This is a genomic window from Janthinobacterium sp. PSPC1-1, assembly GCF_049897625.1.
GTDB lineage: Bacteria > Pseudomonadota > Gammaproteobacteria > Burkholderiales > Burkholderiaceae_D > Janthinobacterium > Janthinobacterium tructae.
Window position 1 is genome coordinate 391,271 of the sequence record NZ_JAFCWP010000003.1, and the last position, 15,001, is coordinate 406,271.

Consider the following 15,001-nt stretch of genomic DNA (forward strand, 5'->3'; position numbering starts at 1 on the left):
CCGCACTCTGATTATTTTGCTTGCGCGGTCGTTACAATGGCTGGACGCAGCAGGCGGTCCGCAATCATATAGCCCTTTTGCAGGACTGACACGATGGTATTGGCTTCCTGCTCCGCTGGCACCACGGCAACGGCCTGGTGTTTCATCGGATCGAGCTTTTCACCCTGCACCGGCAACACTTCCACCAGGCGGTTGCGCTCGAACGCGGCATTCAATTGCTTCAGGGTCATCTCGACGCCTTCTTTCAGCGATTCGATGGTCGGTGCTTCCACCGTCAGCGCCGTTTCCAGGCTGTCTTTCACCGGCACCATGGCTTCGGCAAAGCTTTCCACTGCGAATTTATGCGCTTTAGCAACATCTTCCTGCGCACGGCGGCGAATATTTTCACCATCAGCCTTGGCGCGCATGAAGGCATCGTGCATCTCTGCAAGACGCGCTTCGGTACTCGCCAGCTGCTCTTCCAAAGTAGGCTCTGCGGGAGCCGCGGCGTCCGCTTGCGGATTAGGTACAGCTTGGTTTTCCTGATCTTGCATCTGAAAAGCTCCTACAATCAATGACTTAAATGAGTTAGTCTAACTATCTTTACAACACTAACGGGCAGATGGGGCTATATCCTATTGTTTCAAGGGGTATGCATGGCAAAACCAGATTTACATCGATCCATGTTACAGCTATTTACAAAACGCGACCCATTTCGGCCAGCGATCCGTGCGCGCCCCCTTGATTTTCCAGGCTTCCCACCGTAAAGCGGGCATTCTACCAGCCGCGCCGCCGCCGTCGCCACTGGCGACGTTGCTATCTGGATAGTACTTTTGTCGCGCCAGACATGACAAAGCCGCGCAAGCGCGGCCCTTGATTGTCAAAAATTTACTATCCTTAATTCGCCGCGCCCAGCGCCAGCGCCGCCTCGCGCGCCTGCTCGCCCGCTTTCCTGTCCGCCTCGCGCTGCGGCGCCGTCTTCATCGTCGGCCAGCCGATCATGTGTTGTTCGGCAATTTCCGCCATGCCCGCGATCCAGGCTGGCGTTTCGTTCAGGCAAGCGATGTAATGAAACTGCTGGCCGCCGGCCGTTTCGAAATCATGCTTGGCTTCCATGGCGATCTCTTCCAGCGTTTCCAGGCAATCGCTGGTAAAGCCCGGACACAGCAGGTCGACGCGCTTGACGCCCTGTTGCGCCAGCGCCACCAGGGTAGGTGCCGTGTACGGCTGCAGCCATTCGGCCTTGCCAAAGCGCGACTGGAAGGTCACCACGTATTGCTCTTTACTTAACTTTAACTTTTCCGCCAGCAAGCGCGCCGTTTTCAGGCATTGGCAGTGGTAGGGGTCGCCCAGCAGCAAGGTACGCTTGGGTACGCCATGAAAACTCATCACCAGTTTTTCCGGACGACCATGCGCTTCCCAATGGTTCAGTACGGAATCGCGCAGGGCGTCGATATACGTGTCGTGCTCGTGATACTGCTTAATAAAACGCAATTCCGGCACATTGCGCACCGTGGCGTAATGGGCAAACACGGCGTCGTAGATGGAACCCGTCGTCGTGCCCGAGTATTGCGGATACGCAGGCAAGATGGCGATGCGCTCGCAGCCTTCGCTTTTCAGCTTTGCCAGCACTTCGGGCAGGGAGGGCGAGCCGTAACGCATGGCCATGGCCACCGTCACGCCATCGTGGCCACGCTCGGCCAGCGCGCCGGCCAGCAACTTGGCTTGCTTTTGCGTATGCACTTTCAGGGGCGAGCCCTCGCGCGTCCAGATCGACGCATATTTCTTGGCCGATTGGCCGGAACGGAACGGCAAGATGATCAGGTTCAAAATGAACCACCAGACCAGGCGGGGAATCTCCACCACGCGCGGGTCGGACAAAAATTGCTTCAGGTAGCGCCGCACGGCCGACGAGGTCGGCGCATCGGGCGTGCCCAGGTTGACCAGCACCACGGCGCTGCGGTCGATACTGCCATGCGTGTACGGCGGTTCTGTTTGAAATGACATGAAAGCTCTTCGAAGGCGTTGGATGGATTAGCCCAACCATTATAGTTACATTGCGTCAACATCGGGAAAGATGGATGTTGATGCAATTCACCCATAGCAAAGGCTGGGGGGAATGATGGCTCTCGACAATTAGCCCACAAGCAAAGGCTGGGGTCAGACCCGGCGGGTCTGACCCCGGTCTGCCCCCAGCCACGAATCAAATCGCCAGCAATTCGCGTGCGTGCTTGCGCGTGGTGGCCGTGATTTCCAGGCCGCCCAGCATGCGCGCCACTTCTTCCACGCGGGCCTTGGCATCGAGCATGTCGATGCGCGACGCCGTCTTGCCATTGTCCAGGGTACTTTTTGCCACCTGAAAATGCTGGTTCGCCTGGCTGGCCACTTGCGGCAAATGGGTCACGCACAGTACTTGCCGTCCCTGTCCCAGGCGTTTCAGCAGGCGACCCACGACTTCGGCGACGGCGCCGCCGATGCCGCTGTCGACTTCGTCGAAGATCAGGGTCGGCGTGGTGGTAGCGTGCGAGGTAATGACGGAAATGGCCAGCGCGATGCGCGCCAGTTCGCCGCCGGACGCCACTTTGGCCAGCGAACGGGGCGCCGTGCCCGCATGGCCGGCAACGAGAAATTCCACTTGCTCGAGCCCGTGGGCGGCCGGTGCGCACGGGTGCAGGGCGATCTCGAAGCTGCCGCCCGTCATGCTCAGTTCCTGCATGGCGCGCGTGACGGCGTGCCCCAGCTCCAGGGCGGCGGCGCGGCGCGTGTCGGACAAGCGCTCGGCAACGCTGCGGTATTCGGCCTCAATCTTCGCTTCCTGGCGCAGCAAGCCGTCGATATCGGAAGCGTCCGCCAGGTGCTGCAGCTTTTCCGACAGCTTGGCGTGTTCCTCGGGTAGTTCTTCTGGTGTGACGCGAAATTTGCGGGCCGTGCTATGCATGGCTTCCATGCGCGCGTCGAGCTGGTGCAGGCGCTCCGGGTCCAGTTCCACGCGGTCCAGATAATTGTTCAGCGCGTACACGGATTCCTGCAGCTGGATGCGCGACGATTCGATCAGGTCGACGATCGGCTGCAATTCCGCGTCGACGGACACCAGCTTGCCCAGCTTCTGATTCAGGGCCGACAGTTGCGACACGATCGGATGGTCTTCCGACTCGGAAATGAGGGACAGGGCTTCCTGCGCCCCTTCCAGCAGGCTGGCTGCGTGCGACAGGCGGCTGTGCTCGTTCGTGATGTCCGTCCACTCGCCGGGCTTGGCGGCCAGTTTTTCCAGTTCGCCCACTTGCCATTCCAGGCGTTCGCGCTCGTACAGCACGTTGGCAGCATTCGTTTCGAATTCTTCGCGCTGGCGCACGAGGGCGCGCCAGCGCTTGTGCAGCGCCGCCACCTGCCGCGCATCCTGCTCCACGCCCGCTTCGCGCGCCGTCGCCTGGCCGTCGAGCAGGGCGCGCTGCGCCTCGCTTTTCAGCAGCGACTGGTGCGCGTGCTGGCCGTGGATATCGACCAGCATGTCGCCCAGTTCGCGCAACTGCGCGGCCGTGGCGGGAATGCCGTTGATATACGCCTTCGAGCGGCCCGCATTGTCGATCACGCGGCGCAGCAGGGCGCCGCCATCGTCGTTGTCAAACTCATGCGCCACCAGCCAGGCCTGCGCCACCTCGCTGACGGAAAAATCAGCCGTGATGTCGGCCTTGGCCGCGCCTTCGCGCACCACGCTGGCATCGCCGCGCCCGCCCAGCGCCAGAGTCAGCGCATCGATGAGGATGGACTTGCCGGCGCCCGTCTCACCCGTCAGCACGCTGAAGCCGGCGGAAAATTCCAGTTCAATGGTATCGACAATGACAAAATCGCGAATGGACAGTGTATGGAGCATGGCTTCTGTGGTTAGGCGGCGCACCGCGGGTTAGCGTGGAGAAAATGTTAGCTGAGTTTGCCCTCGCCCGACGGGTACTCATTCCAGTGCAATTTTTCACGCAGGGTGTTGTAGTAACTCCACCCTTCCGGATGCAGGAAGGTAATCGTGTGCGGCGAACGGCGGATGAGGATGCGGTCTTGCTGCACCAGGCTGGCAAAGGTCTGCATGTCGAAATTGACGCTGATATCGCGCCCGCGCACGATTTCCACCACGATCTGGCTGGAGTCGGGCAAGACGATGGGGCGGTTCGACAGCGCATGCGGGGCAATCGGCACGAGCACGATGCCGCCCAGAGTCGGATGCAGCAAGGGGCCGCCGGCCGACAGCGAGTACGCGGTCGAGCCCGTGGGCGTGGAAATGATCAAGCCGTCTGAGCGCTGGTTGTACATGAAGTGGCCGTCGACTTCGACGCGCAATTCGGCCATGCCGGCGCCGGCGCCGCGCGAGACGACGACATCATTGACCGCCATGCCCACGTGAATCGACTCGCCGTCGCGCAGCACACTGCCTTCGAGCAAGGTGCGGCGTTCGGCCTTGAAGCGGCCACCGAGAATTTGCGCCAGCACGGGCAGCATGCGCTCGAGCGGGATATCCGTCATGAAGCCCAGGCGCCCCTGATTGATACCGATCAAGGGAACGTCGAATGGCGCCAGTTGGCGCGCAATGCCCAGCATGGTGCCGTCGCCACCCATGACGATGGCGCAATCGGCGGCGGCGCCGATCTCGGCCGGCGACATGGCGCGCACACCGGGAAACGCCAGGTTCAGATGCACGGCCGTCTCCGCCTCGAAGACCACCGTGTGGCCCAGCACTTGCAGGAAATCGACGATGCTTTTGACGGGTTCGGCAATGCCATCCGTATTCTGGCGCACGACCAGGGCGATGGTCTTGGCGCCCAGGTTGAAGCGCTCGCCCGGGGCTGGCAAGGTCGCGGCTGGCTGTTCGGCACGTTGTTCGGCGTGTGTATCGACGGGCATAAGAATCTCGGTAGTGAATTCGGTGGCAAACTGCCCCAGGCTGTCGCGTCGCACGCCGTCATCGCATGATACTGTATATATGCACAGTATAGTGTGCCTGTCGTGTGCCTGCAAGGGGCGTTCTTGGTGTTGCACGCAGTGTAGCGCAGAAAAAGAATCGCCCATGCGTGCGCCAGCGCTCCCAGCACGGACAAATCCGCTTGCAGGCGGCCTGGCGCGGCAGGACACTGGTGGTACTTTACTGTCAGGAGGCCATATGGTTAGCCAGCATAGCGAACGCAAGATCAATACCGATGAAAAGGTCCAGAATGACGGCGTCGACCGCCTGCCGCACGAGCGTGACGAATCGCCCGATGCGCAAGACGTGCGCCCGCGCAAAATCATGCAACAGGCGGCCAGTGACCTGGAACGCGGCCTGGTCGACACGGACCGCCACGCCCAGCCCGGCGTGGAAAAGGTCAAGCCGGCTGCGCCGCAGCAAGCCCGCCCCGATGCGCAACTGGAACCAAAGAAGGCGCGCTGAATCGCATCCTCACGCAATGCTATTGTTCCGGAGTACGCCATGCACCGCTACGTCTGTTCATTCCTGCTGGCCGCCGCCTGCAGCACTACGTTCGCCCATGCCCAGGCGCCCGCCATGCCCGTGGGCTTTGGCCCGCAACCCGCCCTGCCCGCGCCAGACAAGCAATTCATTCCCACCGTCAACGTGGCGCCCGTGCAGCGCTGGACGGCCGCGCAGCGCCCCGTGGTCGCGTCCGGCCTGGCCATCCAGGCGTATGCGCGCGACCTCGACCATCCGCGCTGGTTGTACGTGCTGCCAAATGGCGACGTGCTGGTGGCGGAAACGAATGCCCCGCCCAAGCCCGATGACAGCAAAGGCATCAAGGGTGCCATCATGCAGATGCAAATGAAAAAGGCGGGTGCCGCCACGCCCAGCGCCAACCGCATCACCCTGCTGCGCGGCTTTGACGCGAATGGCGTGGCGCAATCGCGCAGCGTGTTCCTGCAAGGGCTGAACTCGCCATTCGGCATGGCCCTGGTGGGCAAGGAGCTGTACATCGCCAACTCGGATGCGCTGCTGCGCTTTCCCTACAAGGAAGGCCAGACGGCCATCACGGCGCCGGGCGTGAAGGTAATGGATTTGCCGGGCGGGCCCATCAATCACCACTGGACCAAGAACGTCATCGCCAGCGCCGACGGCAAATTTTTATATGTTTCCGTCGGCTCGAACAGCAATGTGGGCGAGAACGGCATGGCGGCCGAAGATGGCCGCGCCGCCATCTGGCAATTCACGCGCGCCACGGGCAAGGCACGCGTGTATGCCACCGGCTTGCGCAATCCGAATGGCATGGCCTGGCAACCCAAAACGGGCGCCTTGTGGACAGCCGTCAATGAGCGCGACGAGCTGGGCAACGACCTGGTGCCGGACTACATGACCTCGGTCAAGGAAGGTGCCTTCTATGGCTGGCCCTACAGTTATTTCGGCCAGCACGTCGATGCGCGGGTCAAGCCGCCGCGCCCCGAACTGGTGGCCACAGCCATTGCGCCCGACTATGCGCTGGGCGCGCACACGGCCTCGCTGGGACTGGCATTCTATGACGGCACATTGCTACCCGAACGCTACCGGGGCGGCGCCTTCATCGGCCAGCACGGCTCATGGAACCGCAAGCCCTTCAGCGGCTACAAAGTCATCCATGTGCCCTTCGCGAATGGCGTGCCCAGCGGCCCGCCACAGGATGTCGTCAGCGGCTTCCTGGACGAGAACGGCAAGGCGCAGGGGCGCCCCGTCGGCGTGGCCGTCGACAAGGCGGGCGCGCTGCTGGTGGCGGACGACGTGGGCAATGTCATCTGGCGCGTGACGCCGGCCCGTTGAACCTCCATCTGCCACAGTGTGACGCAACGAACGGAAGCGCAAAGGCAGGGCGCGCATGATGGACCTTCGAACCACGCAAGGAGTACATCATGAAAAAAACAGGATCAGCCGTCTGGAGTGGCGGCCTTAAAGATGGCAAAGGGTTTATTTCGACCCAAAGCGGCGCGCTCGATAATGTGGCATATGGCTTCAACACGCGCTTCGAAGACGGTCCCGGCAGCAATCCGGAAGAATTGATCGGCGCCGCCCATGCCGCCTGCTTCACCATGGCCCTGTCCGGCCAGCTGGGCGAGGCGGGCTTGCGTGCCACGGCCCTGAAAACCACGGCCGATGTCAGCCTGGAAAAAATCGATGGCAGCTATGCCATCACGGCCGTCCACCTGACCCTGGTGGCCAGCATTCCCGGCGCCACCGACGCAGCGTTCCAGGATGCGGCCCTGCGCGCCAAGCTCGGCTGCCCCGTGTCCAAATTGCTGGCCACGGAAATCACGCTGGACGCCCGTCTGGAGTAAATCCAGAGGCACCAAGGTCACCGTCTGCGGCTGTCCTGCACCAGGGCGGCCGGGGCGGTTTCGGCAAGAAAGCCATAAAACGCATAAAATCCTGCCATTCCCCTATCACCATCAAGGATTTACGATGCGTATTTTGCACACCATGTTACGGGTCGGCGACCTGCAGCGCTCCATCGATTTTTACACCAAGGTCCTGGGCATGAAGTTGCTGCGCACCAGCGACAATCCCGAATACCAGTACACGCTGGCCTTCGTCGGCTATGGCTCGAACCCCGACCACGCGGAACTCGAACTGACGTATAACTATGGCACCACCAGCTACGAGCTGGGCACGGCGTATGGCCACATCGCCATCTCGGCCGACGACATCGTCGCCGCCTGCGATGCGGCACGCGCGAATGGCGGCAACGTCACGCGCGAACCGGGCCCCGTGAAAGGCGGCAACACGGTCATCGCCTTCATCACCGATCCGGATGGCTACAAGATCGAATTGATCGAGCGCAAGTTCGACGGCCAGGGCGGCGGCCTGTAATTGCTCAACCTGGCCCGGCGGCCTGTGCAACGGCCGCGCGCAGCCAGGCGATGCCCGCATCACCGTCCGTGCGGCGGTGCCGTATCGTTTCAAACGCAAACGGCGCGATGGCAAACGGCGCAGAATGCTGCGCCAGCCCTTGCGCCGCGCTGCCGCGCAAGGCGCGCCGCGCCACCGTCAAAATCATGTCCGTCCCCATCACAACATCCGCTGCGACCGTCCAGTACGGCACGCGCACGGCGATGCGGCGCGTCTGGCCCAGCTGGGCCAGCGCTGCGTCGACTTCGGCCGCCATGCCGCCCTCGCCGGATGCCACCAGCACGTGCGGGCGCGCCAGATAGGTGTCCAAACTCAATGTTTCGCCCGGCGCCAGGCTGGCCGGGTCCAGCGCGCACGCGAACGTTTCCTCGAATAAGGTTTCCCTGTGTAATTGCTCAGGCAGTTGCGGGAACACGCCCAGCGCCAGGTCGATCTCGCCATCCTGCACGCCAGCGATCACGGCCGGGCGGCTGGCGTAGCTGATGGCCAGATCGATGCCGGGCGCTTCCACGCGCAAGCGGCGCAGCAAAGCGGGCAAGAGCAACGCCGCGCCGTAATCCGACATGGCCAGGCGAAACACGCGCTGCGCCGTGGCAGCCTCGAAAACGGCGCCGCCCAGCACGGAACGCACGCTTTGCAGCGCTTCGGCCAGCGGCCGTGCCAATTCCAGTGCGCGCGCCGTCGGCTGAAAGCAGCCCTTGCCGCGCAACAGCAGTGGATCGTCGAGCAGATGGCGCAGGCGGGCCAGCGCATGGCTGACGGCAGGCTGACTCATATGCAAGCGTTCGGCCGCGCGCGACAGATGGCGCTCGCTGAGCAGCGCTTCCAGGATGACCAGCAAGTTCAAATCGACGGCGCGCAGATTATTCATTTGATGCATAGTTGAATGGCAAATTACGAATTGGATTTAATCATCACAGCATAATACGATGACGCCATCAACTCAACTGTGGGAGTCGCACATGCATGGATGGATTACCGTACTTGCCCCGCTGGCCATGCTGGCCGGCGCCGTCGTCCCCTTTCAGGCGGGCGCGAATGCCGCACTGGGCCGCAACCTGGGCCACCCGCTGTGGGCCACCCTCGCCTCGCTGGCCGTCAGCGCCGTACTCGCCTCGCTGGTGATGCTGCTCTGGCGGGTGCCGGCGCCCGATGTCCAGCTCGCCATGCGGGGACCCGGCTGGTCCTGGCTGGGCGGCGCGGCCGGCGTGTTTTATATTACGGCCGCGCTGATGCTGGCGCCGCGCATGGGGTCCGGCCCCTTCATGGCGGCCGTCATCGGCGGGCAAATGCTGGCCGCGCTGGCCATCGACCGCTACGGCTTGCTGGGCTTTGCCGTCAAGCATATTTCTCCGCTGCACTGGGCCGGCGCGGGCCTGGTGGTAGCGGGCGTCATCCTCACCCAAGTCGCCAACAGCCGCGCTGTATAAGCGGGTGCCAGGGCGAAAAAAAACCAGCGCCGTTGCCGGTGCTGGTTTTCATTCAGAGCAAGATCCCGCTTACTTGTCCAGCAAGGCGTTGACGGGCATCAAATCCGTTTCCTTCAGGGTGCCGGCCGCCGCCTTCAGGCGCAAGCCGTTCATGATGGTGTCGTAACGGGCTTTCGACAGGTCTTTTTGCGTGGAGAACAATTGTTTCTGTGCATTCAAGACGTCGATATTGATGCGTACGCCCACTTGATAACCGAGCTGGTTCGACTCCAGCGCCGATTTGCTCGACACTTCCGCCGCTTCCAGCGCCTTGACTTGCGCCAGGCCGCTGTTGACGCCAAGGAAAGCCTGGCGCGCGCCCTGCGATGCCGTGCGGCGTGCCGTTTCCAGGTCGTTGCGGGCCTTGTTTTCCAGCGCGATCGATTCGCGCACCTTGCTGGTGACGGCAAAGCCGCTGAAGATCGGGATGCTCCACTGCACGCCGATGGCATTATTGTTGTTGCCGTTGCCATTGCCGCCACCCGAGGAATAGGTATGGCCAGCGTTGGCGATCAGGTCCAGCGTCGGGTAGTGGCCGGCGCGGTTGCGGCCGATGTCGCGTTTGGCCGATTCCACATTGAACTGGGCCGTGACGACGCCATAGTTCTGCTCTTCGGCGGATGACACCCACGGTTCGACGGCAGCCGGTTCCGGCGCGCTGATGACCACGCCCGTGCGCATCGGCGCCAAGGTGGTCGGCGCTTCGCCGATGATGGTTTGCAAGGCGCTGCGTTTGTTGGCCAGGTCATTGATGGCGGCAAATTCCTGCGCCACCACCAGGTCGTAGGCCGCTTGCGCTTCGTGCGTGTCGGTGATCGTTTGCGTGCCGACTTCGAAATTGCGCTTGGCCGATGCCAGCTGCTCCGTCGTGGCGACCTTTTGCGCCTGCGTGGCGCCCAGGTTGTCCTGCGCGCTGAGCACATCGAAATACGCCTGCGCCACGCGCGTGATCAGGTCTTGCTGCACTTGTGCAAATTGCGCTTCGGCAATCGCTTGCGCCAGCTTGCTTTGCTGATAGGTTTCCCAACGGTCCCAGCGGAACAGCGGCTGTGCCAGGGTCAGGTTGTAGCTGTTCGTGCGCACGTTCACGGATGGCGAAGTGATCTTGTTGCCGCCATTGTTCTGGACGATTTGCTCCTGATTGCCGCGCGTATTGCTACCCGAGGCGGAAATTTGCGGCAGCAAGCCTGCCAGCCCTTGCGGAACCCGCTCCATCCCGGCCGACAGGGCCGCGCGCGCGCTGGCGTACTGCGCGTCATTGGCCAGCGCCTGCTGGTACACCTGGATGAGATCGGCCGCCTGCGCTTGCAGCGAGCATGTCATCGAGACAAAGGCGCTGGTCATCAGCACGGCGATAAGGGGTTTCCGCATTGCATTTCTCCGTTGGAGTCGTCAAAAGTTGATGGAATCAAAAATCTGCTACCGCTTGCCTTGCACCCGCCGGATGAGCGGGGTACAGGCCTCCGCAGGCATGCAGGAAAACATGCCTGGGTGCATCTACTACAAAATGACTTAGTATTTAGGCATTGCGCTGTCGACTTGCAGCGCCCAGGCATGCACGCCGCCCGTCAAATTACTGATCTTGCCAAAACCATTGCGCTCCAGGAAGGCCGCCACCTGCATGCTGCGCATGCCGTGATGACAGATGCAGACGATCTCGGCATCTTCATCGAGGTCATCGATGCGCGCAGGAATCGAGTTCATCTGCATCAGGGTGGCACCGTCGAGGTGGCACAGGTCGAACTCCCACTGCTCCCGTACGTCCAGCAAAAACGGGCGCGGGCGGGAAGGGTCAGCCAGCCAGGCGGCCAGCTGCGGTGCACTCAAATGCTCCATCGAATCGGTCGCCTCAGAACTGGAAATGCGACGGTGCCACCGCTTGCAGCGGCGTGACATTGGTTTCAAACAGCTTGCGCGTGTCGTAAGCCTTGTCCGAGCTGCGCGTGATCAGGTGCGCCGACATGATCGGCGCTTCGCCGATGATGGCCAGGATGCGGCCGCCGACTTTGACTTGTTGCAACAGTGCTTCCGGCAACACGGCCAGGGCGCCGGAGACGACGATCACGTCGTACGGTGCGCCCTTGCTCCAGCCCTGGGCGCCGTCGCCCAGTTCCACGGTCACGTTCGTCACGCCGTTGGCGGCCAGGTTCTGCTCGGCCAAGGTTTTCAATTGGGGAACGATTTCCACGCTCGTCACATGACGCGCCTTGTGTGCCAGCAAAGCAGCCATATAGCCGCTACCGGTGCCGATTTCCAGCACATTTTCATGCTTTTTGACGGCTACGTCTTGCAAAATGCGCGCTTCCAGCTTTGGCGTCAACATGCATTCGCCTCCGCCCAGTGGAATTTCCGTATCGACGAAGGCCAGGTTTTTATAGGCGGCCGGCACGAAATCTTCACGCTTGACCACGTTCAACAGCTCCAGCACGTCGAGATCCAGTACGTCCCATGGACGGATCTGCTGTTCGATCATATTGAAGCGGGCTTGTTCGATATTCATCTTTGGACTCGGTAAGTGAAGTAATAATCCGCCATTTTATCGTTGAACTGGCTGAAAGCACATGTTAACCATAAAGGCGGGGAATGGAGGAAATTTGCGACGATCTGCAGATTTGGGGGGGCGAACCTTGGATAGGGGCAACTGAACGGTTGTAGCCAGGCCCGGCGCATCAGCTTTTTCCGGGCGCCTCCACCTGCAGGCTGCGCAAGCTCATGTCGATAAACGCATCCATGTAGGCGAGCGGATCGATATTCTTGACCTCGCATGGCAGGAAGGAGTGCGTCCACATCATGAGCATGGTGACGGGTGCGCTGAGGATGGTGCTGACCAGCACGGCATCGACCTGGCGGAATTCGCCGCGCTGCATGCCCCGTTCCAGCAGGCTGACGATCAGCCCATTGCCGCGCGTGACGACTTCTTCGTTGTAAAACTGCGCCAGTTCCGGGAAATTGTTCGCTTCGGCCAGCATCAGCTTGGTCAAACCGGCCAGTTTGGTGGCGCCGAATTCTTCCCACCACTGCATCATCACCTTGCGCAACAACTCGGCGCTGCTGCTGTCCGAGGCGGCCATGCTGTCTTCCGCCTCGCCGATCGACTGCACGATATTGTCGCGCACCACGGCCTTGAACAGCTCTTGTTTATTCTCAAAGTACAGGTACAGGGTGCCTTTCGACACGCCGGCCCGCTTGGCCACATCCTCCAGGCGCGTCGATGCGAACCCCCGTTCGACAAACAGGTCGAGGGCGGCGGCGAGCAATTCCTGCGGGCGGGCATCCTTGCGCCGCTCCCAGCGGGGCTTGGTATCAATCGGGGCTTGCATGTATCTTTCCAAGTAACTTACTTTTGAGTCATTAATAGTAGACCTGTCTACCGCCAAGGTCAAGCGCAGGCCACTGGCACGACGCGTTGGACGACACATCCCTTTGCACGGGCGACACATCCGCTTGCACGCAACGACACAACAGCTTGCACGAGCCGCCGCGTGGGCAGCGCGATAGCGACGATGCCCCCGGTCGAAGTGTAGACCGCAGCTCGCGCCGCTACGCCCCCGATCGAAACACTTGCTTCCTGTGCCATTCGAGATGAGCCGCCAAAGGCAAGTCTCCTTCCATCGGAGGCGTGCGGATCTTGGATCCATGGAGGTCGTGGAGTGCTTTAACACCTGGCCCCAGACCGTTTAGAGCGCCACTGATCACAAGCTGCCACGACTGTGAATCAATCGTCAAAACTCCAAGGTCAAAGATTTTATGGTGAAGGGAACAAAGGCAAAGCCCATTTGAGACGTGGTTGGGCCCTCCAAAATGCACCCATCGTATGTGTGCAGCTTCCAGGCCAACCGAATTCTTCCACATGCGTCCGTCAAAGCCACACACCACGCAAGCGTACGAGTAAGCCCGCAAAACCTTGTCGCGAAATTTCCCGCACCGCTTGGAAGCAGGGACAATAAAATCGCCGTCGAGTCCAACCGCGAGGATCACATCAAGACGGAGAGTGTCAGGGAACGCATCAAGCAACACGTTCGCGAGATCTTGAATAAGGTCCGGCTGCTCAATCAGCAACGCATAGGCCTGTCGAGTGAACCCGGCGCGAGCCCCACTCACTCGCATTGTTTTCAACCCCGGTTCGCCCTTTCCTTTCCGGGATGGTAACACGTCTGCGCGCTCAACCTCCCAATACCCATCATTCTGAAGGTACCAGAACGGATAGTGTGCCGTGCCTGCGCTGGTAACCGATGTGTTTCCAAACTCCTTAATAAGGTCATGCAACTTTGATTCGATTTCAGGAAAAAGTAGCTTCGGCCCCTTCCCTGCTTGAACATGAGCTAAGGCTAACAGCGTCAGGAGAGGTTTATGTACAGCACGGTTACCAGATTTTTCGTAAACGTTCAGGTTTCTCACCAGTTCGACAAAGGCCGTCCGGGTTAGGGCAACAGGTAGCGTCGAGAGCATATATGACTTCTTAAAATTCGCAAGCGATCATTACGCGATGGCTGCCTCAATTGCCTGCCGTATCTTTGTTCGACCTGAGCCGGATGCATTGCGAAATTCATCTGATGAGAAATTTATCCCGCCGGCTGGCTTCAACATCTCCTCAAAGTATACGACGCGTATATCACGGCCCTTGTAAATCCTTGTGGAGTTGAGACGCAAGATATCAAACAGCGCTTGAACACCAACTGTCTTGGCAATAAACGAACCCGGTTGCAGATTGTTCCAAAAGGTGCTCTGACAAGCCTTCAAGTAGTTCAACGTCATCTGGTAGATAACAGCGTCCTCGCTATTGAGATAGGCACTTCTCAGCGGGGATTTGTCCTTCCGATACTCAGCGATCTGGATCCTCTTTTTCCGTTCAACTGCAAGCAGGTTGGTGCTGTCCTTTTTTGGATTACTCGTAAATAAGCGCATTATTCCCTCAACAATTACTGCGGTTGAGACTTTCCAGCCTTTGCCTTCGCTTAGTTTTTCGAGTGCCCGATCTCGTTTAGGAGCGATAACGATTCTACCTTTCAGTGGCGAACCTTCGTCTGTCCCCAGCTTACGCGTCAGAAATACCGCCAACTTATCGGGACTCCAGTACATCTCAGACTCTTCTTCCAAGTTGTAACCAAACAACTCGTATGTCAGGCTTTTGTCAACGGGTTTCTGAGTAGAGTTTATGGTGGCAAACAACTGCGCTTGAAACGGCTTAGGTAAATCCAGAAACACTGAACAGATCAAGTCCATTTTTAGGCGATCAGTATCTGCATGCGCAAAGGCGAATAACCTGTGTTGCCCATCAATGATGGCCGCGAGCTTTTCAGAGCTCGGAATTGTCAGAGTATGACAACCGCCGTTGTCGTCTTCATCTATAGTCCACCTTTGATGGCTGGCAGACGCAGTCGTGGACTCATCTTCCGCCCAATCTTCATCTTCGATAAGGCCGTCTTCCTTCCGAAAATTGGCCGCTAAAATAATCGAATTAGGAAATGCTGAGTCGATGCGGTTTATGTAATCCGTTATAGGCTGAATTCGCTTTGGTTGAGGCAGCCGCTGAGTTCCCGTAAGCTCATAGCTTGATCCACTGGGGCGCAAGCTTGCGCTCAACGCATCGCTGTAGGCAACCTCCAGTAAGATATTTGCTGATAATACGGCAACATAATAGACGCCAAGTGGCTGCTCAACTCTTAAAGCAGGTACTTTGACAGGGAACTTTAACATCTGGTCGACC

At 60.1% G+C, this 15,001-nt stretch carries 16 protein-coding genes; 5 read left to right on the forward strand and 11 right to left on the reverse strand.

Annotated features, from left to right (window positions below; all coding sequences use genetic code 11):
- Positions 1–11: 11 nt before the first annotated feature.
- The 4 genes from grpE to ACP7EG_RS12850 all read right to left on the reverse strand — a co-directional run bounded on the left by grpE (position 12) and on the right by ACP7EG_RS12850 (position 4,869).
- Complete coding sequence (gene grpE, locus ACP7EG_RS12835) at positions 12–533, reverse strand: nucleotide exchange factor GrpE (RefSeq protein WP_071075290.1); 522 nt, start codon at positions 531–533, stop codon at positions 12–14.
- Positions 534–876: 343 nt separating this feature from the next.
- Positions 877–1,986, reverse strand: coding sequence for a ferrochelatase (hemH, locus tag ACP7EG_RS12840; RefSeq protein ID WP_426087895.1), 1,110 nt, complete (start codon positions 1,984–1,986; stop codon positions 877–879).
- Positions 1,987–2,182: 196 nt separating this feature from the next.
- Positions 2,183–3,850, reverse strand: a complete 1,668-nt coding sequence (recN, locus tag ACP7EG_RS12845) for a DNA repair protein RecN (protein ID WP_426087896.1) — start codon at positions 3,848–3,850, stop codon at positions 2,183–2,185.
- Between the two features lie 47 nt (positions 3,851–3,897).
- Positions 3,898–4,869, reverse strand: coding sequence for an NAD kinase (locus tag ACP7EG_RS12850; RefSeq protein ID WP_243420365.1), 972 nt, complete (start codon positions 4,867–4,869; stop codon positions 3,898–3,900).
- Between the two features lie 256 nt (positions 4,870–5,125).
- Between ACP7EG_RS12850 and ACP7EG_RS12855 the strand changes: the two genes are divergently transcribed.
- From ACP7EG_RS12855 to gloA, 4 genes are all read left to right on the forward strand, one after another.
- Complete coding sequence (locus tag ACP7EG_RS12855) at positions 5,126–5,392, forward strand: hypothetical protein (protein ID WP_096238034.1); 267 nt, start codon at positions 5,126–5,128, stop codon at positions 5,390–5,392.
- A gap of 39 nt (positions 5,393–5,431) precedes the next feature.
- Positions 5,432–6,742, forward strand: a complete 1,311-nt coding sequence (locus ACP7EG_RS12860; RefSeq protein WP_426087897.1) for a PQQ-dependent sugar dehydrogenase — start codon at positions 5,432–5,434, stop codon at positions 6,740–6,742.
- 89 nt (positions 6,743–6,831) lie between these two features.
- Positions 6,832–7,254, forward strand: coding sequence for an OsmC family protein (locus ACP7EG_RS12865; RefSeq protein ID WP_102121290.1), 423 nt, complete (start codon positions 6,832–6,834; stop codon positions 7,252–7,254).
- Between the two features lie 124 nt (positions 7,255–7,378).
- Positions 7,379–7,786 (forward strand): lactoylglutathione lyase, encoded by a 408-nt coding sequence (gloA, locus tag ACP7EG_RS12870; protein ID WP_010401713.1) that lies wholly within the window; start codon positions 7,379–7,381, stop codon positions 7,784–7,786.
- Positions 7,787–7,790: 4 nt separating this feature from the next.
- On the opposite strand, the gene ACP7EG_RS12875 is transcribed toward gloA, so the two are convergent.
- Entirely contained in the window at positions 7,791–8,696 is a 906-nt protein-coding gene (locus ACP7EG_RS12875) for a LysR substrate-binding domain-containing protein (protein ID WP_426087898.1), read from the reverse strand.
- Positions 8,697–8,754: 58 nt separating this feature from the next.
- Between ACP7EG_RS12875 and ACP7EG_RS12880 the strand changes: the two genes are divergently transcribed.
- The gene (locus ACP7EG_RS12880; protein WP_426087899.1) at positions 8,755–9,255 is read left to right on the forward strand and encodes a DMT family transporter; all 501 of its coding nucleotides are present in this window, start codon (positions 8,755–8,757) and stop codon (positions 9,253–9,255) included.
- 69 nt (positions 9,256–9,324) lie between these two features.
- Here the strand turns inward: ACP7EG_RS12880 and ACP7EG_RS12885 are convergent, their stop codons facing one another.
- From ACP7EG_RS12885 to ACP7EG_RS12910, 6 genes are all read right to left on the reverse strand, one after another.
- A complete protein-coding gene (locus ACP7EG_RS12885; protein ID WP_426087900.1) occupies positions 9,325–10,665 on the reverse strand; it encodes a TolC family outer membrane protein in 1,341 nt (446 codons plus the stop codon).
- A gap of 141 nt (positions 10,666–10,806) precedes the next feature.
- Complete coding sequence (locus tag ACP7EG_RS12890; RefSeq protein WP_034788759.1) at positions 10,807–11,130, reverse strand: rhodanese-like domain-containing protein; 324 nt, start codon at positions 11,128–11,130, stop codon at positions 10,807–10,809.
- A 13-nt stretch (positions 11,131–11,143) separates the two neighbouring features.
- Positions 11,144–11,794 carry a protein-L-isoaspartate O-methyltransferase family protein gene (locus tag ACP7EG_RS12895; RefSeq protein WP_096238041.1) on the reverse strand — a complete coding sequence of 217 codons (651 nt, stop codon included), beginning with the start codon at positions 11,792–11,794 and terminating at the stop codon, positions 11,144–11,146.
- A 169-nt stretch (positions 11,795–11,963) separates the two neighbouring features.
- Positions 11,964–12,614, reverse strand: a complete 651-nt coding sequence (locus tag ACP7EG_RS12900) for a TetR/AcrR family transcriptional regulator (protein WP_426087901.1) — start codon at positions 12,612–12,614, stop codon at positions 11,964–11,966.
- 220 nt (positions 12,615–12,834) lie between these two features.
- On the reverse strand, positions 12,835–13,743 hold the full coding sequence (locus ACP7EG_RS12905; RefSeq protein ID WP_426087902.1) for a phosphorothioated DNA-binding restriction endonuclease: 909 nt from the start codon (positions 13,741–13,743) through the stop codon (positions 12,835–12,837).
- Between the two features lie 30 nt (positions 13,744–13,773).
- Positions 13,774–14,991, reverse strand: a complete 1,218-nt coding sequence (locus ACP7EG_RS12910; protein ID WP_426087903.1) for a DNA phosphorothioation-associated DGQHR protein 1 — start codon at positions 14,989–14,991, stop codon at positions 13,774–13,776.
- Positions 14,992–15,001: the final 10 nt, after the last annotated feature.